General features: G+C 64.9%; 19 protein-coding genes and 1 riboswitch. Of the genes, 10 read left to right on the top strand and 9 right to left on the bottom strand.

The genetic code is table 11. The features are described from left to right. The first annotated feature begins 143 nt into the window (after window positions 1-143). Window positions 144-4,847 carry a glutamate synthase-related protein gene (locus P0D73_RS23740; protein WP_132376719.1) on the top strand — a complete coding sequence of 1,568 codons (4,704 nt, stop codon included), beginning with the start codon at window positions 144-146 and terminating at the stop codon, window positions 4,845-4,847. A gap of 120 nt (window positions 4,848-4,967) precedes the next feature. Next, a complete protein-coding gene (locus tag P0D73_RS23735; protein WP_408317055.1) occupies window positions 4,968-6,437 on the top strand; it encodes a glutamate synthase subunit beta in 1,470 nt (489 codons plus the stop codon). 181 nt (window positions 6,438-6,618) lie between these two features. Here the strand turns inward: P0D73_RS23735 and P0D73_RS23730 are convergent, their stop codons facing one another. Together P0D73_RS23730 and P0D73_RS23725 are read right to left on the bottom strand one after the other, a co-directional pair. Next, window positions 6,619-7,893: a D-amino acid dehydrogenase gene (locus tag P0D73_RS23730; protein ID WP_408433016.1), complete on the bottom strand. Its 1,275-nt coding sequence runs from the start codon at window positions 7,891-7,893 to the stop codon at window positions 6,619-6,621. Window positions 7,894-7,910: 17 nt separating this feature from the next. Further along, window positions 7,911-9,170 (bottom strand): MFS transporter, encoded by a 1,260-nt coding sequence (locus P0D73_RS23725; RefSeq protein ID WP_408433014.1) that lies wholly within the window; start codon window positions 9,168-9,170, stop codon window positions 7,911-7,913. Between the two features lie 335 nt (window positions 9,171-9,505). On the opposite strand from P0D73_RS23725, the gene P0D73_RS23720 reads away from it, so the two are divergent. After that, entirely contained in the window at window positions 9,506-10,456 is a 951-nt protein-coding gene (locus P0D73_RS23720) for a tyrosine-protein phosphatase (RefSeq protein WP_408433012.1), read from the top strand. A gap of 161 nt (window positions 10,457-10,617) precedes the next feature. Here P0D73_RS23720 and P0D73_RS23715 read toward each other — a convergent pair whose 3' ends face one another. Together P0D73_RS23715 and P0D73_RS23710 are read right to left on the bottom strand one after the other, a co-directional pair. After that, window positions 10,618-11,889 (bottom strand): ATP-binding protein, encoded by a 1,272-nt coding sequence (locus P0D73_RS23715; protein ID WP_408433010.1) that lies wholly within the window; start codon window positions 11,887-11,889, stop codon window positions 10,618-10,620. Next, a complete protein-coding gene (locus tag P0D73_RS23710; RefSeq protein ID WP_132376725.1) occupies window positions 11,886-12,626 on the bottom strand; it encodes a response regulator in 741 nt (246 codons plus the stop codon). Before P0D73_RS23710 ends, P0D73_RS23715 begins: the two co-directional genes overlap by 4 nt. 648 nt (window positions 12,627-13,274) lie before the next feature. Between P0D73_RS23710 and P0D73_RS23705 the strand changes: the two genes are divergently transcribed. From P0D73_RS23705 to P0D73_RS23695, 3 genes are all read left to right on the top strand, one after another. Further along, the gene (locus P0D73_RS23705) at window positions 13,275-13,442 is read left to right on the top strand and encodes a DUF6726 family protein (RefSeq protein ID WP_308706150.1); all 168 of its coding nucleotides are present in this window, start codon (window positions 13,275-13,277) and stop codon (window positions 13,440-13,442) included. A 3-nt stretch (window positions 13,443-13,445) separates the two neighbouring features. Then, window positions 13,446-14,159, top strand: a complete 714-nt coding sequence (locus P0D73_RS23700) for a hypothetical protein (protein ID WP_408286927.1) — start codon at window positions 13,446-13,448, stop codon at window positions 14,157-14,159. Window positions 14,160-14,233: 74 nt separating this feature from the next. Beyond that, window positions 14,234-14,905 carry a flagellar basal body L-ring protein FlgH gene (locus tag P0D73_RS23695; protein WP_408433008.1) on the top strand — a complete coding sequence of 224 codons (672 nt, stop codon included), beginning with the start codon at window positions 14,234-14,236 and terminating at the stop codon, window positions 14,903-14,905. Window positions 14,906-14,981: 76 nt separating this feature from the next. On the opposite strand, the gene P0D73_RS23690 is transcribed toward P0D73_RS23695, so the two are convergent. From P0D73_RS23690 to P0D73_RS23670, 5 genes are all read right to left on the bottom strand, one after another. After that, window positions 14,982-15,710 (bottom strand): response regulator, encoded by a 729-nt coding sequence (locus P0D73_RS23690; RefSeq protein WP_408179060.1) that lies wholly within the window; start codon window positions 15,708-15,710, stop codon window positions 14,982-14,984. Between the two features lie 91 nt (window positions 15,711-15,801). Continuing rightward, window positions 15,802-16,443, bottom strand: coding sequence for a hypothetical protein (locus P0D73_RS23685; RefSeq protein ID WP_408179061.1), 642 nt, complete (start codon window positions 16,441-16,443; stop codon window positions 15,802-15,804). A 79-nt stretch (window positions 16,444-16,522) separates the two neighbouring features. Further along, window positions 16,523-16,993 carry a hypothetical protein gene (locus tag P0D73_RS23680; RefSeq protein WP_408433006.1) on the bottom strand — a complete coding sequence of 157 codons (471 nt, stop codon included), beginning with the start codon at window positions 16,991-16,993 and terminating at the stop codon, window positions 16,523-16,525. A gap of 310 nt (window positions 16,994-17,303) precedes the next feature. Continuing rightward, entirely contained in the window at window positions 17,304-18,113 is an 810-nt protein-coding gene (locus P0D73_RS23675; RefSeq protein WP_408179063.1) for an SDR family NAD(P)-dependent oxidoreductase, read from the bottom strand. Beyond that, window positions 18,110-19,861: an ABC transporter ATP-binding protein/permease gene (locus tag P0D73_RS23670; protein ID WP_408433003.1), complete on the bottom strand. Its 1,752-nt coding sequence runs from the start codon at window positions 19,859-19,861 to the stop codon at window positions 18,110-18,112. Before P0D73_RS23670 ends, P0D73_RS23675 begins: the two co-directional genes overlap by 4 nt. 380 nt (window positions 19,862-20,241) lie before the next feature. After that, window positions 20,242-20,365: riboswitch (TPP riboswitch) on the top strand. Between the two features lie 216 nt (window positions 20,366-20,581). On the opposite strand from P0D73_RS23670, the gene P0D73_RS23665 reads away from it, so the two are divergent. The 4 genes from P0D73_RS23665 (at window position 20,582) to thiE (ending at window position 23,963) form a co-directional block, all read left to right on the top strand. Further along, window positions 20,582-21,712 (top strand): FAD-dependent oxidoreductase, encoded by a 1,131-nt coding sequence (locus P0D73_RS23665; protein WP_408433001.1) that lies wholly within the window; start codon window positions 20,582-20,584, stop codon window positions 21,710-21,712. Window positions 21,713-21,793: 81 nt separating this feature from the next. Next, the gene (gene thiS / locus P0D73_RS23660) at window positions 21,794-21,991 is read left to right on the top strand and encodes a sulfur carrier protein ThiS (RefSeq protein ID WP_132376735.1); all 198 of its coding nucleotides are present in this window, start codon (window positions 21,794-21,796) and stop codon (window positions 21,989-21,991) included. Between the two features lie 56 nt (window positions 21,992-22,047). Further along, the gene (locus P0D73_RS23655; protein ID WP_012434521.1) at window positions 22,048-22,863 is read left to right on the top strand and encodes a thiazole synthase; all 816 of its coding nucleotides are present in this window, start codon (window positions 22,048-22,050) and stop codon (window positions 22,861-22,863) included. Beyond that, a complete protein-coding gene (thiE, locus tag P0D73_RS23650; RefSeq protein ID WP_408286935.1) occupies window positions 22,860-23,963 on the top strand; it encodes a thiamine phosphate synthase in 1,104 nt (367 codons plus the stop codon). The genes P0D73_RS23655 and thiE overlap by 4 nt, the downstream gene beginning before the upstream one ends. Window positions 23,964-24,039 lie beyond the last annotated feature (76 nt).

The raw sequence follows: 24,039 nt of genomic DNA, 5'->3' as shown, positions 1-24,039 counted from the left end.
TTCGTCGCGTATATTCCGAATTCCGGCGCTTTTTGACGCGCGTAGCATCGGGCGTTGAGCGCGCCGTCGCGGTTGTGAATCGCACTGCGGCAATAGAAAAAATGGTTTAACGGCCTGTCCGGCCCCTCACAGACGGTGTCCCCATGAACGACCACCAGCAACCGACTCATCCGGTTCCCGCCGCACAAGGTCTGTACGACCCGCAAAACGAGCACGACGCCTGTGGCGTCGGCTTTGTCGCACACATCAAGGGCAAGAAAAGCCACGAGATCATCGAGCAGGGCCTGAAGATTCTCGAGAACCTCGACCACCGGGGCGCCGTCGGCGCCGATCCGCTGATGGGCGACGGCGCGGGCATCCTGATCCAGATTCCGGACGGCTTCTATCGCGAGGAAATGGCCAAGCAGGGCGTAGTGCTGCCGCCGCACGGCGAGTACGGCGTCGGCATGGTCTTCCTGCCGAAGGAACACGCGTCGCGTCTCGCTTGCGAACAGGAGCTGGAGCGCACGGTGAAGGCCGAGGGCCAGGTCGTGCTGGGCTGGCGCGACGTGCCGGTCGACCACACCATGCCGATCTCGCCCACCGTCAAGGCGAGCGAGCCGCTGATCCGCCAGATCTTCATCGGCCGCGGCAAGGACATCATGGTGACGGACGCGCTCGAGCGGAAGCTGTATGTGATCCGCAAGACCGCGAGCCACCGCATCCAGGCGCTCAAGCTCAAGCACGGCAAGGAATACTTCGTGCCGTCGTGCTCGGCGCGCACGGTCGTCTACAAGGGCCTGCTGCTGGCCGGCCAGGTCGGCGTGTATTACCGCGACCTGCAGGACGAGCGCACGGTGTCGGCGCTGGCGCTGGTGCACCAACGCTTCTCGACCAACACGTTCCCGGCGTGGGAACTGGCTCACCCGTACCGCATGATCGCCCACAACGGCGAAATCAACACGGTGAAGGGCAACGTCAACTGGCTGAACGCGCGAACCGGCGCAATCGCGTCGCACGTGCTCGGCGACGATCTGCCGAAGCTCTGGCCGCTGATCTATCCGGGCCAATCGGACACCGCCTCGTTCGACAACTGTCTCGAGCTGCTGGTGATGGCCGGCTACCCGCTCGTCCACGCGATGATGATGATGATCCCGGAAGCCTGGGAACAGCACACGCTGATGGACGACAACCGCCGCGCGTTCTACGAATACCACGCCGCGATGATGGAGCCGTGGGACGGCCCCGCTGCGATCGCCTTCACCGACGGCCGCCAGATCGGCGCCACGCTCGACCGTAACGGCCTGCGTCCGGCGCGCTACATCGTCACGGACGACGACCTGGTCATCATGGCGTCGGAAGCCGGCACGCTGCCTATCCCCGAGTCGAAGATCGTCAAGAAGTGGCGTCTGCAGCCGGGCAAGATGTTCCTGATCGACATGGAACACGGCCGCATCATCGACGACAAGGAACTGAAGGACAACCTCGCGAACGCCAAGCCGTACAAGAGCTGGATCGACGCCGTGCGCATCAAGCTCGACGAAATCGAGCCGAAGGCCGAAGACGTCGTGACGGAGCGCCGCGAAGCCGCTGCTTTGCTGGATCGTCAGCAGGCGTTCGGCTACACGCAGGAAGACCTCAAGTTCCTGATGGCGCCGATGGCGCAAGCCGGCGAAGAAGCCGTCGGCTCGATGGGCAACGACTCGCCGCTGGCGGTCATGTCCAACAAGAACAAGACGCTCTACCACTACTTCAAGCAGCTGTTCGCGCAAGTGACGAACCCGCCGATCGACCCGATCCGCGAAAACATGGTGATGTCGCTGGTGTCGTTCGTCGGTCCGAAGCCGAACCTGCTGGACACGAACAACATCAACCCGCCGATGCGTCTCGAAGTGTCGCAGCCGGTGCTCGACTTCAAGGACATCGCCAAGATCCGCGCGATCGATCAGTACACGGGCGGCAAGTTCAGCTCGTACGAACTGAACATCTGCTATCCGGTGGCGTGGGGCAAGGAAGGCATTGAAGCGCGCCTCGCCTCGCTGTGCGCGGAAGCCGTCGATGCGGTCAAGTCCGGCTACAACATGCTGATCGTGTCGGACCGTAAGACCGACCGCGACAACGTCGCGATTCCGGCGCTGCTCGCCACTGCCGCAATCCACACGCATCTCGTGCAGCATGGTCTGCGCACGAGCGCGGGCCTGGTCGTGGAAACCGGCTCGGCGCGTGAAACGCACCACTTCGCGTTGCTCGCGGGCTACGGCGCCGAAGCCGTGCACCCGTACCTCGCGATGGAAACGCTTGGCCAGCTCGCAGCCGGCCTGAAGGGCGACCTATCGGCGGAGAAGGCGGTCTACAACTTCACCAAGGCAGTCGGCAAGGGCCTGCAGAAGGTCATGTCCAAGATGGGCATTTCGACCTACATGTCGTACACCGGTGCGCAGATTTTCGAAGCCGTCGGTCTCGCTGAAGATCTGGTGCAGAAGTACTTCAAGGGCACGTCGTCGAAGGTCGGCGGCATTGGCCTGTTCGACGTCGCGGAAGAAGCGATCCGTCTGCATCGCGAGGCGTTCGGCGACAACCCGGTCCTCGCGAACATGCTCGACGCGGGCGGCGAATACGCTTACCGCGTGCGCGGCGAAGAACACATGTGGACGCCGGATGCGATCGCCAAGCTGCAACATTCGGCACGCAGCAACTCATATCAGACGTACAAGGAATACGCGCATCTGATCAACGATCAGACCAAGCGTCACATGACGTTCCGCGGCCTGTTCGAGTTCAAGTTCGACCCGACCAAGGCCATCCCGCTCGACGAAGTCGAATCGGCGAAAGACATCGTCAAGCGTTTCGCCACCGGCGCGATGTCGCTGGGTTCGATCAGCACGGAAGCGCACGCCACGCTGGCAGTCGCGATGAACCGCATCGGCGGCAAGTCGAACACCGGCGAAGGCGGCGAGGACGTGAACCGTTATCGCAACGAACTGCGCGGCATTCCGATCAAGAACGGCGACACCATGAAGTCGGTGATCGGCGACGAAGTGATCGTCGACATTCCGTTGAAGGAAGGCGATTCGCTGCGCTCGAAGATCAAGCAGGTGGCGTCGGGCCGTTTCGGCGTGACCGCGGAATACCTCGCGTCCGCTGATCAGATCCAGATCAAGATGGCGCAGGGCGCGAAGCCGGGCGAAGGCGGCCAGTTGCCGGGCCACAAGGTGTCGGACTACATCGGCAAGCTGCGTTACTCGGTGCCGGGCGTCGGCCTGATTTCGCCGCCGCCGCACCACGACATCTACTCGATTGAAGACTTGGCGCAGCTGATCCACGATCTGAAGAACGCCAACTCGGCGGCAAGCATCTCGGTGAAGCTGGTGTCGGAATCGGGCGTCGGTACGGTTGCCGCAGGTGTCGCCAAGGCGAAGGCCGATCACGTCGTGATCGCCGGCCATGATGGCGGCACGGGCGCGTCGCCGCTGTCGTCGGTGAAGCATGCCGGCACGCCGTGGGAACTCGGTCTCGCCGAAACGCAGCAAACGCTGGTGCTGAACCAGTTGCGCGGCCGTATCCGCGTGCAGGCCGACGGTCAGATGAAGACCGGCCGCGACGTCGTGATCGGCGCGCTGCTCGGCGCGGACGAGTTCGGTTTCGCGACGGCGCCGCTCGTCGTCGAAGGCTGCATCATGATGCGCAAGTGCCATCTGAACACCTGCCCGGTCGGCGTCGCGACGCAAGATCCGGTGCTGCGTGCGAAGTTCCAGGGCCAGCCGGAACACGTCGTGAACTTCTTCTTCTTCGTTGCGGAAGAAGCGCGCGAAATCATGGCGCAACTGGGCATCCGCAAGTTCGACGACCTGATCGGCCATGCCGAACTGCTCGATATGAAGAAGGGCATCGAGCACTGGAAGGCGAAGGGCCTCGACTTCTCGCGCGTGTTCTATCTGCCGCAAGTGTCGGCCGAAGTGGCGCGCAAGCATGTGGACGTGCAGGACCACGGTCTGGACAAGGCACTCGATCACACGCTGATCGAGAAGGCGAAGGCGGCGATCGAGAAGGGCGAGCACGTCTCGTTCATCCAGCCGGTGCGTAACGTGAACCGTACGGTCGGCGCGATGCTGTCCGGCACGATCGCGAAGAAGTACGGCCACGACGGCCTGCCCGACGACTCGATCCACATCCAGTTGAAGGGCACCGCGGGCCAGAGCTTCGGCGCGTTCCTCGCCAAGGGCATCACGCTGGACCTGGTTGGCGACGGCAACGATTACGTCGGCAAGGGCCTGTCGGGCGGCCGCATCATCATCCGTCCGACCAACGATTTCCGCGGCAAGTCGGAAGAGAACATCATTTGCGGCAACACGGTCATGTACGGCGCGATCGAAGGTGAATCGTTCTTCCGCGGCGTCGCGGGCGAGCGCTTCTGCGTGCGTAACTCGGGCGCGACGGCGGTTGTCGAAGGCACGGGCGACCACGGTTGCGAATACATGACGGGCGGCACGGTGGTCGTGCTCGGCGAAACGGGCCGTAACTTCGCGGCCGGCATGTCGGGCGGCGTCGCCTATGTGTACGACCCGGACAGCACGTTCGCAGGCAAGTGCAACAAGTCGATGGTCGCGCTCGATCCGGTCCTGCAAACGGCCGAACAGGAACGCACGGTTGACAAGGGCCTGTGGCACACCGGCACGACCGACGAAGCGCTGCTCAAGGGACTCATCGAGCGTCACTTCCAGTTCACGGGTTCGCCGCGCGCCAAGGCGCTGCTCGAAAACTGGGACGCGTCGCGCCGTCAATTCGTGAAGGTGTTCCCGACCGAATACAAGCGCGCGCTGGGCGAAATGGCCGCGAAGAAGGCGAACAAGGAAGTGCTCGCCGCCTGATTCGCAACGCTGTTCAACAGCAAGACGTCACCTTTAGCCGTACCCGCCGCGCGCGACCGTTCAACGGTGCGACGCGACGGGTCCAGATCACCCCTAGATACAGATAGAGAAGAGAACCACATGGGCAAGGCAACCGGTTTTCTCGAGTTCGAACGCCGCCACGAGGCGTACGAAGCTCCGCTCACGCGTGTGAAGCACTACAAGGAATTCGTCGCCGCACTGACCGACGACGAAGCGAAGATTCAAGGCGCGCGCTGCATGGACTGCGGCATTCCGTTCTGCAACAACGGCTGCCCGGTGAACAACATCATCCCGGACTTCAACGACCTGGTGTTCCATCAGGACTGGAAGAACGCGATCGAAGTGCTGCACTCGACGAACAACTTCCCCGAGTTCACGGGCCGCATCTGCCCGGCGCCGTGCGAGGCGGCGTGCACGCTCGGCATCAATGACGACCCGGTCGGCATCAAGTCGATCGAACACGCGATCATCGACAAGGCATGGGCCGAAGGCTGGGTTGCGCCGCAGCCGCCGAAGCACAAGACCGGCAAGAAGGTCGCCGTGGTCGGTTCCGGCCCCGCCGGTTTGGCCGTCGCGCAGCAACTCGGGCGCGCGGGGCACGATGTCACCGTGTTCGAAAAGAACGACCGCATCGGTGGTTTGCTGCGTTATGGCATTCCCGACTTCAAGCTGGAGAAGTGGTTGATCGATCGCCGCATGCGCCAGATGGAAGCCGAAGGCGTGACGTTCCGCGCGGGCGTGTTCATCGGCAAGGCAGATTCGCTGCCGGCGCACATCGGCAGCACGGCGAAGGAAACCATCACGCCGGATCAGCTGAAGGAAGAATTCGACGCCGTGGTGATCGCTGGCGGTTCGGAAACGCCGCGCGATCTGCCGGTGCCGGGCCGCGAGCTGGAAGGCATCCACTACGCGATGGAATTCCTGCCGCAACAGAACAAGGTCAATGCCGGCGACAAGGTCGCGAACCAGCTGCTCGCGAAGGGCAAGCATGTCGTCGTGATCGGCGGCGGCGATACGGGTTCGGACTGTGTGGGCACGTCGAATCGTCACGGCGCGAAGAGCGTCACGCAGTTCGAACTGCTGCCGCAACCGCCGGAAGAAGAGAACAAGCCGCTCGTGTGGCCGTACTGGCCGATCAAGCTGCGCACTTCGTCGTCGCATGACGAAGGCTGCTCGCGTGATTGGGCGGTCGCGACCAAGCGCCTCGAAGGCAAGAACGGCAAGGTCGAGAAGCTGATCGCCGCGCGCGTCGAATGGAAGGACGGCAAGATGCAGGAAGTGCCGGGCTCCGAATTCGAAATGAAGGCCGATCTGGTGCTGCTCGCCATGGGTTTCACGCAGCCGGTGTCGCCGGTGCTCGAAGCGTTCGGCGTCGACAAGGATGCGCGCGGCAACGTGCGTGCGTCGACCGAAGGCGACAAGGCGTATTACACGTCGGTGGACAAGGTGTTCACCGCGGGCGACATGCGCCGTGGTCAGTCGCTGGTGGTGTGGGCGATTCGTGAAGGCCGTCAGTGCGCGCGTTCAGTTGACGCGTTCCTGATGGGTCATTCGGAACTGCCGCGGTAAACGTCTCCGTCGGGTTTTCACGCTCTGACTGTGGCGTGGAAACTGGCTACTGCTTGCAGGAAGAGGTGGAGACGACAATGTGCCACGTCAGTGGCACATCGAGCGGTAAAAAATGAAGCCGGGCACCTGAGAGGGTGACCCGGCTTTTTAATGTCTGCGCGACGCGGCGCTATGTGTGTGTCTACCCGCGAGGCTTGCGATACCGCGCCAAGGTCAGTCCATCGAGATCGATCTCCGGCTTGCGGTGCGTGATCAGATCCGCGACGACGCGTCCCGAACCCATCGACATCGCCCAGCCCGTCGAGCCGTGCCCGAGGTTCAACCACAGTTTCTCCACGCCGGACGGACCGAGCAGCGGCGCGCCATCGGGTGTCATCGGACGGCGGCCTACCCAGAAATGCGCTGACGTGGGATTGGCCGCGTGCGGGAACCAGTCGCTGAGCACTTTCATCAGCGTTTGCAGCGCCTGTTCGCGCAAGGTGGTCTGCCGATTACCGAGTTCCGCAGTGCCGGCAACTCGCAAGTTGTTGCCGAAACGAGTGATCGCCGTTTTCAGCGATTCGTCCATCAGCGCGGCGCGCGGGGCTTTTTCTTCGTCGGTGACGGGCAGCGTCGCCGAATAGCCTTTCACCGGATAAAGCGGCACCTTCACGCCGAGCCGCGCCAGCAGCGCCGCGCTGTCGACGCCTAGCGCTACCACCACGGCATCCGCGTGCAGCATCGCGGCGCCCCGCTCGCTCTCGATACCCACCGCGCGCACCGCACCGCCTTGCACATCGAGCGACGTGACGCGCGTGTCGAAACGAAAGCGCACTCCGTTGCGCTCGCAGATCGCGCGCAGTTCGCGGGTGAAGCGGGCGCAGTCGCCGGCTTCGTCGTCGGGCAGATAGAGGCCCGAGAGCGGCGCCTGGCGAGCCCAGCGCAAACCAGGCTCGATCTCGACGCATTGCGCCGCGCTAACCTCGCGATGCGCGATGCCCGCATCGCGCAACACGGCGAGCGCCGGCTGCGCAAGCTCGACGTCGTACTCGCTGCGGAACAACTGCAGATAGCCCTGGCTGCGGCCGTAGTCGAACGGATGACGGCCGCGGAATTCGTGCAGACACTCGCGGCTGTAGTAAGCAATGCGCTGCATGCGCTGCTTGTTGACGCGAAACCGTTCGAGGTCGCATTCACGCAGCCAGCGCGCGATCCAACGCCATTGAGCCGGATCGAAGGTCGGACGGAAGATCAGCGGCGAGGCCGGTTTGAACAGGTATTTGAGAATCTTCGTCGGCATGCCGGGCGCGGCCCAAGGCGTCACATAGCCCGGCGCGATCACGCCGGCGTTGCCGAAACTGGTGGAGAGCGCGACGTCCGGCTCGCGCTCGATCACGGTGACTTCGCAGCCCTGCTGGCGCAGGTAAAAAGCCGTGGCGACGCCGATGACGCCGCCGCCCAGAACAATCGTTTTCATGTGTGTGTACTGCGGATTCAGGCGGCGGGGCGAGTCGTGCCGAGTACCTTGCCCTTGGTTTCGGGCAGACACAACGCGGCGACGATCACGAGCAGGTAGCCCGAGCCGGCCACGATGCCCATCGCCTTCACCAGCGTCATGGTTTGCGACAGTGTACCGACCAGAATCGGAAAGAACGAGCCGAGTCCGCGTCCGAGGTTGTAGCAGAACCCTTGACCCGAACCGCGTATCGCGTTCGGATAAAGCTCCGACAGGTAAGCGCCCACGCCCGCGAAAATCCCTTGCACCACGATGCCGAGCGGAAAGCCGAGCGCGAGCATCATGCCGTCGGTGATCGGCAGCATGGTGTAGAACATGCCGAGTACGAAAGAGCCGATCGCGAACAGCACGAACGACGCGCGCCGGCCGATCTTGTCGCAGAGTATCGCGCCGACGATATACCCGGTGAACGAACCGACGATCAGCACGATCAGATAGCCACTGGTGTTGAACACCGACAGATGGCGCACGGTTTTCAGATAGGTCGGCAGCCAGGTGGTGATCGCGTAATAGCCGCCGAGCATGCCGGTGCACAGCGCACTGCCGAGCAAAGTGGTTTTGAGGTGATCGCCCGAGAAGATTTGCAGGAAATGCGAGGTGTCGAAACCGCTCTCACGAGCGCGGCGCGTTTCGAGAAAAATATCCGGATCGCTCACGTTGCGGCGAATGTAGATGATCCACGCGGCGGGTAGCAGGCCGATCCAGAAGCAGGCGCGCCATGCGTATTGCTCCGGCAGCAGCGCGAAGAACGCCCAGTAAATGATGGCCGCAGCCGCCCAGCCGAACGACCAACTGCTCTGCACGGTGCCCACGGCTTTCGCGCGATGCTGAGGCGAGCGAATGGTCTCGGCCATCATGATCGTCACGACCGACCATTCACCGCCGAAGCCGATGCCTTGCAACGTGCGCGTGGTGAGCAACTGCCAGAACGAATGCGTGAAGCCGGACAGAAAGGTGAAGAGCGCGAAGGTGGCGATGGTCCACTGCAGCACGCGGATACGGCCGTAGCGGTCAGCGAGAATGCCGGCAAGCCAGCCGCCCACCGCCGATGAGATCAGCGAACTGGTGGCGATCATGCCGGCTTCGCTTTTGGTCATGCCCCATGTCGCGATCAGCGTCGGAATGAGGAAGGAGTAAATCATGAAGTCGAAGGCGTCGACCGCGTAACCGCCGAAGCCGGCGTACAGAGTGCGGCGTTCTCGCTGTGTCAGTTCGGTGAACCATTGGAGAGAAGGCATGTTTTGTTGTGGTCTCCAGGGCTTGTTGGCCTGCCGTTGGCGTGAATGTGGGGTGTTTGTATTCTACGGGGATGGGGCGTCGTGGGGCCAGTTGTGGTCAAAAATGGCAGGGAACGGTAAGAAACCGATAACAGATGAAATGCCGGAGAAATCAGGCCGAGGAAAGGCCAGATCCACAGCCAGGCTGGCGATCGCGCTGTTCGGGCGATACGCGCGAAGATCTTTTTCCTTACCAACTACTACCGTGTAACCCAAACATTATTTGCCGTGGTTAAACTGCGCTCGCAGCGCCGATGCTGCGACTAATCCACTCACGCCCGCGACAGCCACGCCGAATGCCCGCTACCGCAAAAACCTGCTCGCCATCCAGTCGCTCCGCGAGCACGTTCCCGCGGGCAAGCCAGATCTCAGACGAGGCGCCGCTGGCCTCGCGCCGCACTTTTCTGAAGCGCTCAGCCAGTGTGCTGCTGGTTTCCGGCATGGGCAGCTCGCTGCTGTCCGCGTGCGGCGGCGGCAACCTCGACGCCGATCAGCCGGCCACGCCGCGCCTTGCGTCGGTCGACAACTTCCGCGATCTGGCGGGAGCGGCCGCGGGTTATCCGACCGTCGACGGCAAGCAGATGCGCCGAGGCGCGTTCTATCGCGCGAACGCATTGACGCTCAACGCCACCGACCAGGCCACGATAGACCGGCTCGGCATTGCCTCGGTCTACGATCTGCGCACGCCCGGTGAAATCGCGCGCACCGCTGATATCTTGCCGGGTGGCGCGACTAGCCAGACGCTCAACGTGCTCGGCATCACGGACTTCGTGGCGCAGCCCTTCGATACGGCGGGTGCCGCCGTCGCGTTCATGGAGGCGCAGGCGCGCGGCTATGTCACCGGCGCCGCCCAGCGCGCCGCTTACGGTGCGCTGCTGACGAGGCTCGCCGACGGACCCGGCGCGCAACTCTTTCACTCCAACGCGGGCAAGGACCGCGCTGGCTGGGTCGCGGCGCTTCTGCTCAGCATCGCGAACGTTCCGCTCGACGTCATCATGCAGGACTATCTGCTGAGCAACGTCTATCTGGTGCCGTCGATCAAGGCGCAAACCGACAGGTTGCGCGCGCAGGACGGCGACGCCGTCGCATCGGCCGAAGCGCCTTTGATGAATGTTCAGGAAAATTATCTGCAGGCCGGGTTCGACCAGGTGCAGGCGAGCTACGGCACGATGGTGAGCTATCTGACGCAAGGCCTCGGCGTCTCGCAGACGACCATCGACACCTTGCACAGCCGCTTGGTGGTCTGAGAAGTCCACGCCGCGCGCTCGAAGCAGGCAAAAAAAGTCCGCCCCAAGTGACTGGGCGGACAGAGAAGGGCGGCATCGAGGTTGCCGGGGGCGACTATAAAGCCGCCGCGCCTGTGATGGTTCATGCAGTAAGGGCGCGTAAGCGCCCGCCCAACTCTCTCTCACGTCGACGCCGGCACCACCGGCAATTCGATCCGCACTTCCAGGCCGCCTTGCGCGTGATTGCGCACGTGACACCGTCCGCCGCGATCGTGCGCGAGCCGCGCGACGATCGCGAGGCCGAGGCCGCAATGGCCTTCGCCGCCACGCGCGGCGTCGAGCCGGACGAACGGCTTCATCGCGGCGGCGACGCGGTCGTCGGGGATGCCGGGACCGTGGTCGCGCACGCTGATCACCCAATGGCCGTCAGTGCGGGCGGTGACGATATCCACCGGCGGCGCACCGTGTTCGAGCGCGTTATCGACGAGGTTCGTGACCAGCCGGTCCAGCAACGTGCGCGGCAACGTGAAAGCTGAACCGGCGCGCAGATCGAGCGTGAAGAGCGGCGTTTCGGTGCTGTCGCTGGCGGAGAACTGTTCCTGCAAAAAGTCGTCGACTTCGACCGGCGGCCCGGTGTCGGCGGACTGGCCCGCGAATTCGAGAAACTGCTGGACGATATTGGTGAGCGAGTCGACATCGCGAATCAGACCGGCACGTTCGCTTTCGGCGACCAGCACGCTCGCGCGCAACTTCAGGCGCGTGAGCGGCGCCTTCAGATCGTGCGCGACGCCGGCCAGCATTACGGCCTGGTCGTCGCCCGCTTCGTTCAGGCGCCGCATCATGTCGTTGAACGATCCGATCAGATCGCGCAATTCGCGTGGGCCTTGCACCGTCACGGGTTCCGGACGGCCGCCCGAGCCGAATGCGCGCGCGGCGTCGGCGACGCGCGAGAGCGGCCGCTGCATCTGCCAGACCGCGAACAGCGAGAGGATCAGCGCGGCGAGCAGCATCGAGATCGCCTCGATCAGGAAGCGCGGGCGCGGCGGCACGTCGACCGGCACCACGACCCAGTTCGACTTGCCGGGAAACAGCACCCATAACTGCGGCGGGCGCAGGTCGTCGACGGCGATCTGCGTGCCGGGCGGCAGGTTCTCGCGCAGATGCCGGCTCAGTTCTTCCAGCGGACGCTGGGTCGGCTGGTGCAGATGCACGCTCGCCGGCATGTTCCAGGTGGGCACGAGATGCACGCGCATGGCGGGCGCGAGAGCGGCGCCCTTCATCGGCTCGCCGTTGATGGCTTGCAGCACTAGCAGGATGCCGCGCGCGAAGCCGTCGATTTCATGGCGCGGCGGCTGCATCACCACCAGCACGAACCAGCCGGCCTGAATCGCGAACAACACCGCCGCCGAGAGTAACGCCATTCTGCCGAACAGCGTGTTCAGCGGGTTTTTCATGCGCTTGCGGCGGCCTCGTCGGCGAAGGGCGTGCCGTCGGCGTCGGGCACGAAGACGTAGCCTTTGCCGCGCACCGTCTGCACGTAGCAGGGATTCGACGGGTCGTCTTCGATCACGCGGCGCAGACGCCAGATCGGCACGTCGAGGCTGCGGTCGCGGAAGGCGAGATTGTCGCGATGCACGAGATCGTGAATCAGCACGCGCGACAGCACCTTGTACGGATTGTTGACGAAGATCTTCAGGAGCGCGAACTCACTGTCGCGCAGCGCCAGCTTCGAGTTGTCGCGGCACAGCGAACGCGTGGCGAAGTCGAGTTCGAACGGCCCAAAGCGATACGGCTTGCGGGCTTCCGGCGCGCTCGTGGTGGACGGCCCGCGCCGGCGCAGCACCGTGTGGATGCGGGCCAGCAATTCGCGCGGATCGAACGGCTTGGTCAGGTAGTCGTCTGCGCCGAGCGAGAGCCCGACGATGCGGTCGGCCACGGTGCCGCGCGCCGTCACGAAGATCACCGGAATGTCGTCGCCGGCGGCGCGCAGCGCGGTGAGCGCGCGCAAGCCGTCGGTGTTCGGCATCATGATGTCGAGCACGACGACGGACGGCCGTTCGCGTTCGAGCCGGCGTTGGAGATGCGTGCCGTCGTGGAGCACGGACGCGTCGAAGCCGTTCGATTGCAGAAACTTGCAAAGTAGATCGCGTACGACCGGATCGTCGTCGACGATGAGGACCTGTGGATTCATGGCGAAATTTTAGACTGGCGCGCGCGACGCGCGGCCGACTGTTTTCTTACCAATGCTTACGGCATGCCGCGCCGCTTCGCGGCGGCTCGCTTGTCAGGCCTGCCACGCAAGGCTCGCGGCATATTTCAGCGGCGCCATATCTGGCGACACGCGCAGTGGTGCTGAATTCGTTTCGCATCGCCAACATCCCTCCGAAGAAAGAATTTGCGCGCATCTGGAACCGGTCGAAACAGGTCGCAACGGGTAGGAACAGGTCGTAAGAACCGGTGGAAAGCGCGCTTTCCTTCGTGCATCGGCACTGCGTGGTCGGCGAGATGATTCGTCGTGCAGTACGTTGCGCCGCATGCTGAGAACAGCCTAACGCCTTGGGCCCACGGCAAGCGGCGTGAAATCGAAACCTAGCGCCACGCGAGGCTCACCATGACCGTTCCAAGCAATCTCACTTCAACCCGCTTTTCTTCCTTGGCGCCGATGCCGCCGGCCGAAAGGCCCGCAGCCGCCAACAACCCGGGCGCCGCCGGGCAAGCCAGGGAGTCCGCCACCCAGCCGCAGCCGTCGCTGCCCGCTGGGCTGGTCGGGCACCACGTCAATACGACAGCCTGACGTACCGAGGCCCATGTGTCGACCCCGAGAATTCTTCACCGCTTCATGCGTGTCGTTGCGTGGTTGACGCTCGGCGCGGCGCTGCTGCCCCTGGGTGGCTGCGCCGTTGCCGCGCTGCCGTGCCGGCTGACTTCGGCCACGCTGAAAATCATCCCGGTCGTCGGCCATGCCGCGGCCTCGCCGTTCGACATGTGTTCATCCGCCATCGACTGAATCATGACACTCAAACGGATTGCCTGGGCGCTGGCGTTGCTGGGCGGCGTACTGTCGTCGAGTGCTGAAGCGCAGCCGCCCGCGCGCGACGCGAGTGCGGCGAGCGCCGCGTCGAAAGAGCCTTCCGTCGATGCACGGCGGCGCCCGCAAGACGCGCCGTTCGCGTTTCGTGGCATCGCGCTCGGCATCACGCTCGACGAATTCCGCGCGGGCTCGAGCGTGCGGGCGACGCCGCTCGGCAGCGTGCCGGTCTGCGAGACGGACGTGCAGGCGGGCGCGCTCGGCATGCGGCTCAAGTCGCACGACAGTCTGACGGTGGCATGCCGCTGGGCGCATCGCGCGGACAACGGCTGGGCGGTGTCGCAGGCGGTGGTCGACGGGGCGCCTGCGTTAGAGCACGTGCTGCGCTTCGCGCGAGTGGACGGGCAAAGCGCGCTGCATCTGTACGAGATTTCTTTCGTGATCGACGAGATCACCGCCGAGGACTTGCGCGACGCGCTCGCGGACCGCTACGGGCCGCCGCGTCTCGCGACGCAGAACGTGTCGGCGTCCGGCGCGATGCCCACCTATGTCTGGGAAAACGCGGTCAGTTCGATCACGTTGTGCTTTCTGCCGGGTACGCGCAACGGCACGCTCACTTATCTGCTGAAGGGCTCGGACGCGTGGGTGAAGTCGGTCGTGCGGCAATGGCAGGCGAGCGGCGCGGAGGCGGGTTGATGCGCGGCACGAGTGTGGCCAATGAGTGGGCCAATGAGTATGGCCATCAGGCCCGTTTCGAACAAGGAGCATGCATGACTACGCTACGTCTGACTGTCGCGCTGGGCGCGGCGGCTTGCCTTGCGGCTTGCGCGAGCCACCAGCAAAACTCGATCGTCGATACGCCGATGGCGCCGCCGCTCGCCTCGGCGCCGCTGAACGTCAACACGCAAGGCGCGATCTATCAGGCTGGCACGCCGTTGCTGCTGTACGAAACGCCGCGCGCCCAGCATATCGGCGACGTGCTGACGATCCGTCTAGCGGAATCGTATAGCGGCAACAACAGCGCGACCGCGGCGGCGAGCCGTTCGAGCAGCATTACCGCCGACGCCGCCGACCAGTCCACCAATGCCGCCGCGCGGCTCGCGCGCCTGTTCAACATCGGCTCGGCGAGCACTGAATACAAAGGGCAGGGCAATATCACCGACATCAGCGGCATGAGCGGCACGCTCGCCGTCACTGTGATCGGCACGATGTCGACCGGTAATCTCGTGGTGTCGGGCGAGAAGGTGATTGCGATGAGCGGCAACCGCGACCGGCTGCGACTGTCGGGCATCGTCAATCCTAAGGATATCGAAGCGGGCAACTACGTGGCGTCGAGCAAGGTCGCGAACGCGCGCATCGAACAGGCGGGCGTGGGCATGGTGTCCGACTCCACGACGATGGGTTGGCTGCAGCGAATGTTCATGAGCGTGCTGACGTTCTGAGCCGGCGACGACGCGTTGGATACCTGAAACGCAAGAGATGCATGAAGTGGGATGTCCGTCGCACTTCATGCATGCGTCAGGCGCTGCGTTCGGCCGCGCCGATTTCACCGTCCGGCACGAATACGTAGCCGCGTCCCCACACGGTTTGCACATAGCGCGGCTCGGACGGATCCACTTCGATCAGCCGGCGCAAACGCCAGATCGAGACGTCCAGGCTGCGATTGCGATGCAGCTCGCTATTGCCGTGCAGTTTCTCCAGCAACTGCGCGCGCGTGAGCACGGTCATCGCGTGGCTGACGAATACCTTGAGCATGGCGAATTCGCTCGAACGCAGCGTGATGCGCTCGCCATCGCGGCGTAATTCGCGCGCCGGGAAATTCACTTCAAAACGGCCGAAACGGTACGGCGCGCGCTGCTCCGGCGCGCTCGGCGCAATACTGCCACGACGGCGCAGCACGGTGCGAATCCGCGCGACCAGTTCGCTCGGTTCGAAGGGCTTGCCGAGATAGTCGTCCGCGCCGAGTTCGAGGCCGATCACGCGATCGATCGGATCGGAGCGTGCGGTCAGCAGAATCACGGGAATGTCGTCGCCGGCCACCCGCAAGGCGCGCAGCGCGCTGATGCCGTCGAGCTCCGGCATCATGATGTCGAGCACGATCAAGGCGGGACGCTCGTCCTGCAAGCGACGCTGCAGCGCCATGCCATGCTCGAGCGTGTCCACCTTGAAGCCGCGCCCTTGCAGATAGCCGCTGACGAGCTCACGTACGACGGGGTCGTCGTCGACGACCAGAATGGATTGGTTCATTCAGGTCATCTTAGAGAACGGCGCGGGCGGAGCAAAGCGCGTAACGCTTTCGAATCCTTTCCCGTGTAAGAGAAAGCAAGAGCCCGCGTGCCTAGTTCGCCTGGGAGGTCTGAATGGTCTGCAGCGGCTGCCGCGCGAAGTCGGTTCGATCGACCACCATTCGCTCGATCAGGCCGTTGAGCTTGGTCGACGCCGAGGAAAAGCGATCGGTGTTCAGGCCGCCGGTCTGATAACGGGCCGTGACGAGAATGCGGCCGTTCTGAATCAGCGTCAGGTCGATGATCGACAGATACTGGATCGTTTCGTCGCTGAACGAGCGGCGACCGTAGTCGATCGCGGCGTTGTAGACGAGGCGCGCCTCACACCCGGCGGGCGAGGTGCCCGGATTGTAGACGTCCGAACGAATCCCGCGCCGGTCGAGTGCGAGTTGCAGCGCCGGCACGAAATCGCCGACCGACACGTTCTGATTCACTTCGATGCAGACGTTACTCACCTCGGCCGGCCGGCCGTTGACGAAGGTCGGCGACGAATAGTTCGCTGCGATCGCGTAGCCCGCCTGAATCACGGAGCCGGTGGCATCGGCGGCCTGGATCAGCGTCCAGGCGCAGCCGTTCAGACCGACCGCCAGTGTGGCGGAAACGGCGAGCCACGCGCAGGGACGCCGCAACGTGACCCACGCGGCGCGAGAGGCTCGCGTGAAAGCATAAGCGCGCATGCTCGGCATGAAGGTCATGATGCGGTGCCTGGTGGCGGTCAGTGGATGCGGTGAATCACAGCGAATCACCGCGGATAGCTGCGCTCTGGATCGAGCGTCAGCGCGTGACGCGCAGGCGCAGTTCGTTTTGACCTTGCACGCTTGCCGTGACGCTGACGCGCCGCTCGGCAGTGGTGACGATGAAATGCTGGCGCGTCGGTGTGTTGACGTCGTGCACGACGTTCGGGAAGCAGGCAGCGACATCGGCGCCGAACTCTTCGAGCGGATCGGTGACGACGCCGTCGGCTTGCCAGTGCACGCGCCAGTGGCAATCGTAGGCGTGCGTGTTGGCGTGGCAGTCGTCGGCGCTCGACGTGCCCGGCAGTTGCGCGGCGGCTTGGGTTTGCAACTGCCGGAAATCGGCCGCGTCGACGATGTGCTTGAGCGCGGGGCAAACGTCGGCCGGCTCGTTGGCCAGATTTGCCTGAGTCGCCTGGGCTGCGTGCGCGGCGCTCGTGACGAGCAGCGCGGCGCCGAGAGCCAGCGCGAGACGCTGGGTCAAAGGATGGGAGCGGCGATCGAATGACATGGGCGGAGAATCCAGTAGCGATGAATGACGTGGGGCAGGACGTGGTACGGCCCGCACGACTATCGTCGCCGCTGGGGGGCATTTCCAAAGCGCGGAACAGCTTGCCCGCTTCGCAAATGCTTTCGAACTCTTCTCGCGTGTTTCGGGATGTTGCGGGGTATTGCCTGGGATCGCGAAGGGATGCGGCGGCGGCCGCTGCGATCTGGCGTGGCTGGGTGAAGCGGTCAGGCGGTGCGGCGTGAGCGAGCGTTGCGGCTGAGTGGCCGCGCGTGTGGCTCCTACGGTCGGCGTGGCGCGGTTCGCCCGTCACTCACCCGAGCGTGAGACCACCGTCTACATGAATCACCTGGCCGGTGATATGACGCGCTTCGTCAGAGAGCAGGAACGCGATCAACGCGGCGACATCCGCCGGTTCGGCGACATGCCCGAGCGGCGTCGCTTCGGCAGCCCGAGTCCACACCGATGCATTATCGGCACTCGGCCCGCGATCTTTACGGGTATAGCCGGGCGCCACGCAATTGACCGTCACGCCGTGCGGTGCCAGTTCGGCGGCTGCGGTTTTCGCCAGCGACTCGAGCGCTGCTTTCGCGGCGGCGGTCGCGGCAAACGGCGCGTCCGCGCGATAGCGGTGCGCAACGAACGAACTGAGTGCGATCACGCGGCCGCGCTTCGAGGTTTCCAGTGCGGGTGTCGCGCGTTTGACGAGCGCCGCGAAGGCGGCGGGCATCGCCGCAAAGGCTGCGCCGAGCGCGTCGGGATCGAGCGCATTCAGCGTTTGGCGCTGCGCGTGTCCCGCGTTGGCGACGAGTTGATCGAGTGCGCCGAAGCTCGCCAGCGTTTGGTGGACCACATGTTCCGCGGCCCCGCGTTCGGCGAGGTCGCCGAACACCGTCGCGCAGCGCGCGCCGTTCGCGCTGCAATCGACGGCGACTTGCGCGAGCCGTTCACGCGCGTCATGATCGGCGCCGCGTGCGTGCAACATCAAGGCCGAGCGTGGCGCGGCGATGCGCCGGGCGAGAGCGGCGCCGATGCCGGAGCCCGCGCCGGTGATCAGCACGACGCGTTCGAATCCGGCGCTGCCGGCGTCGTTCAGGTCACTCACGCGGCTCATGGTGGTCATGCCGCGACCGCTTCGCCCGAGCGCTCGACTTCGAGCGTCTCGTCATGGAATGCAGCCAGCGACTCGCGATGCGCAACGCTGACAATCGCCGCCTTCGGCAGCCGCTCCGTGAACAGGCGATACAGACGCGCTTCGTTTTCCGCGTCGAGCGCGCTGGTCGCTTCGTCGAGGAACAGATAGTCCGGCTTGTGCAGCAGCACGCGCGCGGCGGCGAGGCGCTGTTGCTCGCCCGGCGAGAGAATGCGGGTCCAGTGTCCCGACTCCTGCAGACGGTCCGCGTATTCCGACAGATGGCACACGACGAGCGCCTCGCGGCATTCGTCGTCCGTGTAGGTGTCGACGGCGGACGGATAGGCGAGCGCCGCTTTGAGCGTGCCGATCGGCATGTAGCTCACCTGCGGGATGAACATCATGCGCGCGTTGACCGGGGCGTCGATCGAGCCGTCGCCGAACGGCCACAAGCCGGCGAGGGCGCGCATCAGCGTGCTCTTGCCCGAGCCCGACGGGCCGCGCACCAGCCAGCGCGAGCCCGGCTGAATCGCGACATCGCGAATGCGCGACAACGGGTTGCCGTTGGGCAGGGCGAGCTTGAGGCCGTCGGTGGAGAGCTTGTCCTCGTCGACGAAATGCAGATTGATGCCGCCATGCGCGGTAGCCGGCGAGACCGATTCCTTCAGACGCGGCGCGTGCACGACGCGCTTGAATTCACGCAACCGGTTCACCGTGGCGCGCCATTCGACCAACGTGCCGTAACTGTTGATGAACCACGAGAACGAATCGCTGACGGTGCCGAATGCGCTGGAGATCTGCATCAGCACGCCGAACGTGAAGGCGCCGGCGAAGTAGCGCGGCGCGGCGACCACCAGCGGGAAGATGATCGCGATCTGGCCATAGAAGCTCAGCACGAACGTGAGCCGCTTGGTGTACTTCATCACCTGCCACCAGTTGTCGCGGATGCGGCCGAACAGCGAGTGCGCGTTCGTCTTCTCGGTGTCCATGCCGTTGTAGAAGGCGATCTGTTCGGCGTTTTCACGCAGACGGATCAGGCCGAAACGGAAATCCGCCTCGACTTTCTGCGCCTGGTAGTTGATCGGCACGAGCGGATGGCCGACCTTCTGGATGATCAGCGAACCGACCACGGCGTAAAGCGCCGCGGCCCACACCATGTAGCCGGGAATCTCGATCGGCATGCCGCCGAGCGAAATGGTCAGAGCGCCGGCGAGTGACCACAGGATCGTGATGAACGACACCAGCGTGACGACGGTGGACAGCAGGTCGAGCGTCAGCGAGAGCGTGCTGGTGGCGAATGACTGCAGGTCGTCGCTGATCCGCTGGTCCGGGTTGTCGGCGAGGCGGTCGCGTTCGATCCGGTAGAACGCGCTGTCCTTCAGCCACTCGTTCAGATAGCGCGTGGTCAGCCACTGGCGCCAGCGGAAGCCGAGCATCTGGCGCAGGTAGCGGCCGTACACCGCAAGTATGATGAAACCGAACGCGAGCCCCGAGAACACCATCAGCAGATGCGGGAAGTCGTGCACGTTCTTGGTTTGCAGCGCGTTGTAGAAGTCGGCGCTCCAGCGGTTCAGGCGCACGTTGATCCACACCACGAGCAGATTCATCACGATGATCGCGATGAGCAGGCCCCATGCCGTTTTTCGTTCTTCGGAAACCCAGTAGGGTTTGATCAGGCTCCAGGCGGAGACTTTTTCGTCCGGCGGCAGCACGGGGGTGGCAGAGGTATTCGGTGTCATGAGCATCCTGAAGTAGTGCTGGCCCATTCGGGGCTGACCCATCGGGGCAGGCCCGTCTGCGGGCTGCCCTGCGGCGGGTTTGCGGTACATGCCCGGGCGTCGTGCTCGACGAACGCACGCCTGGGTGAGCGTCAGATTCTGGCGTGAAGCCCTTAAGCGAAAATTAATTTGCGCCGCGAGGCCCCGCGCCGGTGCCGCTGCGAACATGGCGGGACGGCGTGCCGCCCGCGCCGCGTTCGTGCGGCATCCTGTGCTGGCATTGTGCCAGAGCGCCGCCTTCGGCCGTATTGATAACGTGAAAGATGGTGCCGGATCAAATCGCGCGCGAGGCGGCCAGCCGCTGGTTTGCGGGCGCCGCGCCTTTTATGGTCTAATGACCTTCGACGAAACAGGGGTGCTTCGCGCACAGGCGGCATGGTTTTCATGGCGCAGCGGCGAGGCTGAGAGACACCCTTTGCACCCGATCCGGGTAATACCGGCGCGGGAAGTTTCCGGAAGCAGCCAGTCTTCCATTCCCCGCCGGGCAGCGTCCGTCATTGGAACGCGCATTGCCCGGCCGGCCTCACCCGCCGGTTTCGTCCTGGGTACGTGCGTTTTTTTGCCGTACGGAAAGGACTCGATGACCGCCTATTCTTCAGATATGTGTTTTGCTCTTCGTCACGCCGCCGTCGGCGCGCCGCGCTTCAGCTTTGCTTGCCGTCCTGAAACGGAGTGTGCGCGATGACGCGTTCTGCGCAACCCGATTTCGCGGTGCTTGGCGGCGGCCTGTGCGGGCGGCTGGTGGCGTGGCGTCTCGCCGGGCAGGGGCATCGCGTGGCGCTCTATGAGCGCGGCGACGCCGCTGGTACGCAATCGGCCGCGTGGGTCGCCGCGGCCATGCTGGCGCCGCTCGCGGAAGCCGCCAGCGCCGAGTTGCTGATCACGCGCCTAGGCGCGAGTTCGCTCGAAACCTGGCCGCAAGTGCTGGCCGAACTTCCTGAGCCGGTGTTCTTTCAACGCAATGGCACGCTGGTCGTCTGGCATCACGCCGACCGTACCGAAGCACCGCTGTTCGAGCGCCGGGTGCGCTCGAATGCCCCGGCTGAGTTGCTGGACGGCGGCTTCGTCACGCTCGCGGGCGCGCAGCTCGGCGCCGCCGAGCCTGCTTTGGCGGGACGCTTCAATCAGGGCTGGCTGTTGCCGCGTGAAGGGCAACTGGATAACCGTCAGGTGCTGAGCGCACTGGCCGCGGGCCTCGCGCAACGTGGTGTCGACACGCACTGGAATACGCCCGTCGACGATCGCGCGCTGCCTCCCGCCCGCATCACGATCGACTGCCGCGGCCTCGGCGCGAAGCCCGTGCTGCCCACGCTGCGCGGCATTCGCGGCGAAGTGGCGCGCGTGCATGCGCCCGGTATCAAACTGACGCGGCCGGTGCGGCTGCTGCATCCACGCTACCCGCTCTACATCGCGCCGAAGCAGGACGACCTCTACGTGATCGGCGCGACCGAAGTGGAAGGCGAGGACATGTCGCCGGTCAGCGTGCGTTCCGCGCTCGAACTGTTGAGCGCGGCGTTTTCCGTGCATCCCGGCTTCGGCGAGGCACGCATTCTCGAACTGAATTCGCAGTGCCGCCCAACTTTGCCGGACCACCGTCCGGCCTTGCTGTGGGACGGTGCGCAGACACTGCGCGTGAACGGCCTGTACCGGCACGGCTACATGATCGTGCCCGAAGTCGCCGACGAAGCCGTGCGCTTCGCCGCGGCGCTGCTCGACGGCCGCATCGGCGACGCCGATGCCTTCGCCGACTGGCAGCGCGATGCGCGCTGGAGCGAGCTTTTTCAACTGGACTCCGCGCGGGAGCCGGCATGAGCGTTGCGCGACTGGTCTTTACCCAAACGAGCGCTCCACGCCACGCCGCTTTCGCCATCGACTGAAACGTATTCGAACGCCATGGACATTCATATCAATCAGAAGCCGTTGTCGCTGCCCGAAGGCGCGACTGTCGCCGACGCGCTCACCGCGTTCGGCGCGCGTCCGCCGTTCGCGGTCGCGCTGAACGGCGACTTCGTGGCGCGCACCCAGCATGCGGCGCGCGCGCTGCGCACGGGCGACAAGCTCGATGTCGTGCAACCCGTGGCCGGCGGCTGAGCGCCCGCCACGCATTGCCGGAACGCCGATTGCCGGAGACAAACAGGATTATGCAAATGACTTCCCCCCAAACCGCCGATGCGCTCACGCTCTACGGCCAGACCTTCGCGAGCCGCGTGCTGCTCGGCACTTCGCGCTATCCGTCGCTGCAATCGCTGTCCGATTCGATCGACGCGGCGCGGCCCGGCATGGTGACCGTCGCGTTGCGCCGGCAGATGAACGAAGGCGGCGCCGAAGCCGGCTTCTTCGACCTGCTCAAGCGCCACGGCGTGCCGCTCCTGCCGAACACGGCCGGCTGCCTGACGGTCGGCGAGGCGGTGACGACCGCGCACATGGCGCGCGAAATTTTCGAGACCGAGTGGATCAAGCTCGAACTGATCGGCGACGACTACACGCTGCAGCCCGACCCGGTCGGCCTGATCGAAGCGGCCGCGCAACTGGTCAAGGACGGCTTCAAGGTGCTGCCGTATTGCACCGAAGACCTGGTGATCGGCCGTCGTCTGCTGGACGCCGGTTGTGAGGCGCTGATGCCGTGGGGCGCGCCGATCGGCACCGGCAAGGGCGTGATCAATCCGTACGGCCTGCGCGTATTGCGCGAACGGCTGCCGGACGTGCCGCTGATCGTCGACGCTGGCCTCGGCGTACCGTCGCATGCGGCGCAGGTCATGGAATGGGGTTTCGACGGCGTGTTGCTGAACACGGCGGTTTCGCAGGCGACGCATCCCGACGCGATGGCGCGCGCCTTCGCGCTGGGCGTCGAAGCGGGCCGCCAGGCTTTTCTGGCGGGGCCGATGGCCGAGCGCGAAAGCGCGCACGCGAGCACGCCGGTGGTCGGCATGCCGTTCTGGCATCAAGACGGGAGCGCCGCATGACACAGACGTTGACATTGAAAGACCGCGACCTGTTCTGGCCGCCCGCCGACGAACTCACCGAAGCCACCGAGCGCATCCGCGCCCGGCTGGGCGACTGGCCGCCGACGCATGCGCCGTGGCGCATCTGCCTGACCGCGCCGGACGAACCGAACGGCGGCGATCTGATCGTCATCGCCGACGCGCAGCAGCATGGCGAGCAGGTGGCGCGCTGGCTGGTGCGGGGCGCCGGCGTGATCGAAGCCGCTGAAGACAAAGCGACGCTGCATCTTGGCGGCGAAAAATACCGCCTCGAAGGCCATCTGGCGGAAGACTGGATTGCCGCGCTGGCGGCTTTCCTCGACTGCGGCTTCGACCCGCATGACGCGCTGGTGCTCGCGCTGGCCTGGCGCGACGGCGATGAAACCCGCGCCGACGACGCCTTTCCCGCCGATCTCAGCCATTTCCCGCGTCTCGCCGGCTTGCCCGACGCGCCGGCCCAGGCGTTCGCGCGCTGCCCGGACCGGCTCGGCCTTTATCCGGTGCTGCCGACGGCGGAATGGGTCGAACGCGTGGTGGGCTTCGGCGTGAAGACCGTGCAGTTGCGCCGCAAATCGGCCGAACCCGCCGATGAACTGAAGCGCGAAATCGCCCGCTGCGTGACCGTCGGCCGCCAGCACGACGCCCAGGTGTTCATCAACGACCATTGGCTGGCCGCGCTCGAAGCCGGCGCGTACGGCGTCCATCTCGGTCAGGAAGACGTGCATACGGCTGACCTCGCCGCGCTCGCGGCGGGAGGCATTCGGCTCGGGCTGTCGACCCACGGTTTCTACGAGATTCTGAAAGCGCTGCATTTCCGGCCGAGCTACATTGCACTGGGCGCGGTGTTTCCGACCACCACCAAGGTCATGCCGACCGCGCCGCAGGGCCTCAAGCGTCTAGCCCGCTACGTGCGGCTGCTCGACGGCGTGGTGCCGCTGGTGGCGATCGGCGGGATCGATCTGCAGGTGCTGCCCGACGTGCTGGCGACGGGCGTCGGTTGCGCGGCTGTGGTGCGGGCAGTAACGGAAGCAGCGGATCCTGCCGCCGCCGTTTATGCACTGCAACAAGCGTTTGCGCAATAATCGTCACGTTTAGTCAAGGGACGGGGCAGCCTCAGGGCAACTTTTGCACGATGGCCCTATAATTCGCCTTCCGTGT

Origin of the sequence: Paraburkholderia sp. RL18-101-BIB-B (assembly GCF_046026985.1) — a bacterium.
GTDB lineage: Bacteria > Pseudomonadota > Gammaproteobacteria > Burkholderiales > Burkholderiaceae > Paraburkholderia.
The sequence above is the reverse complement of the archived record's forward strand: the minus strand, read 5'-3'. Positions and strand labels throughout refer to the sequence as shown.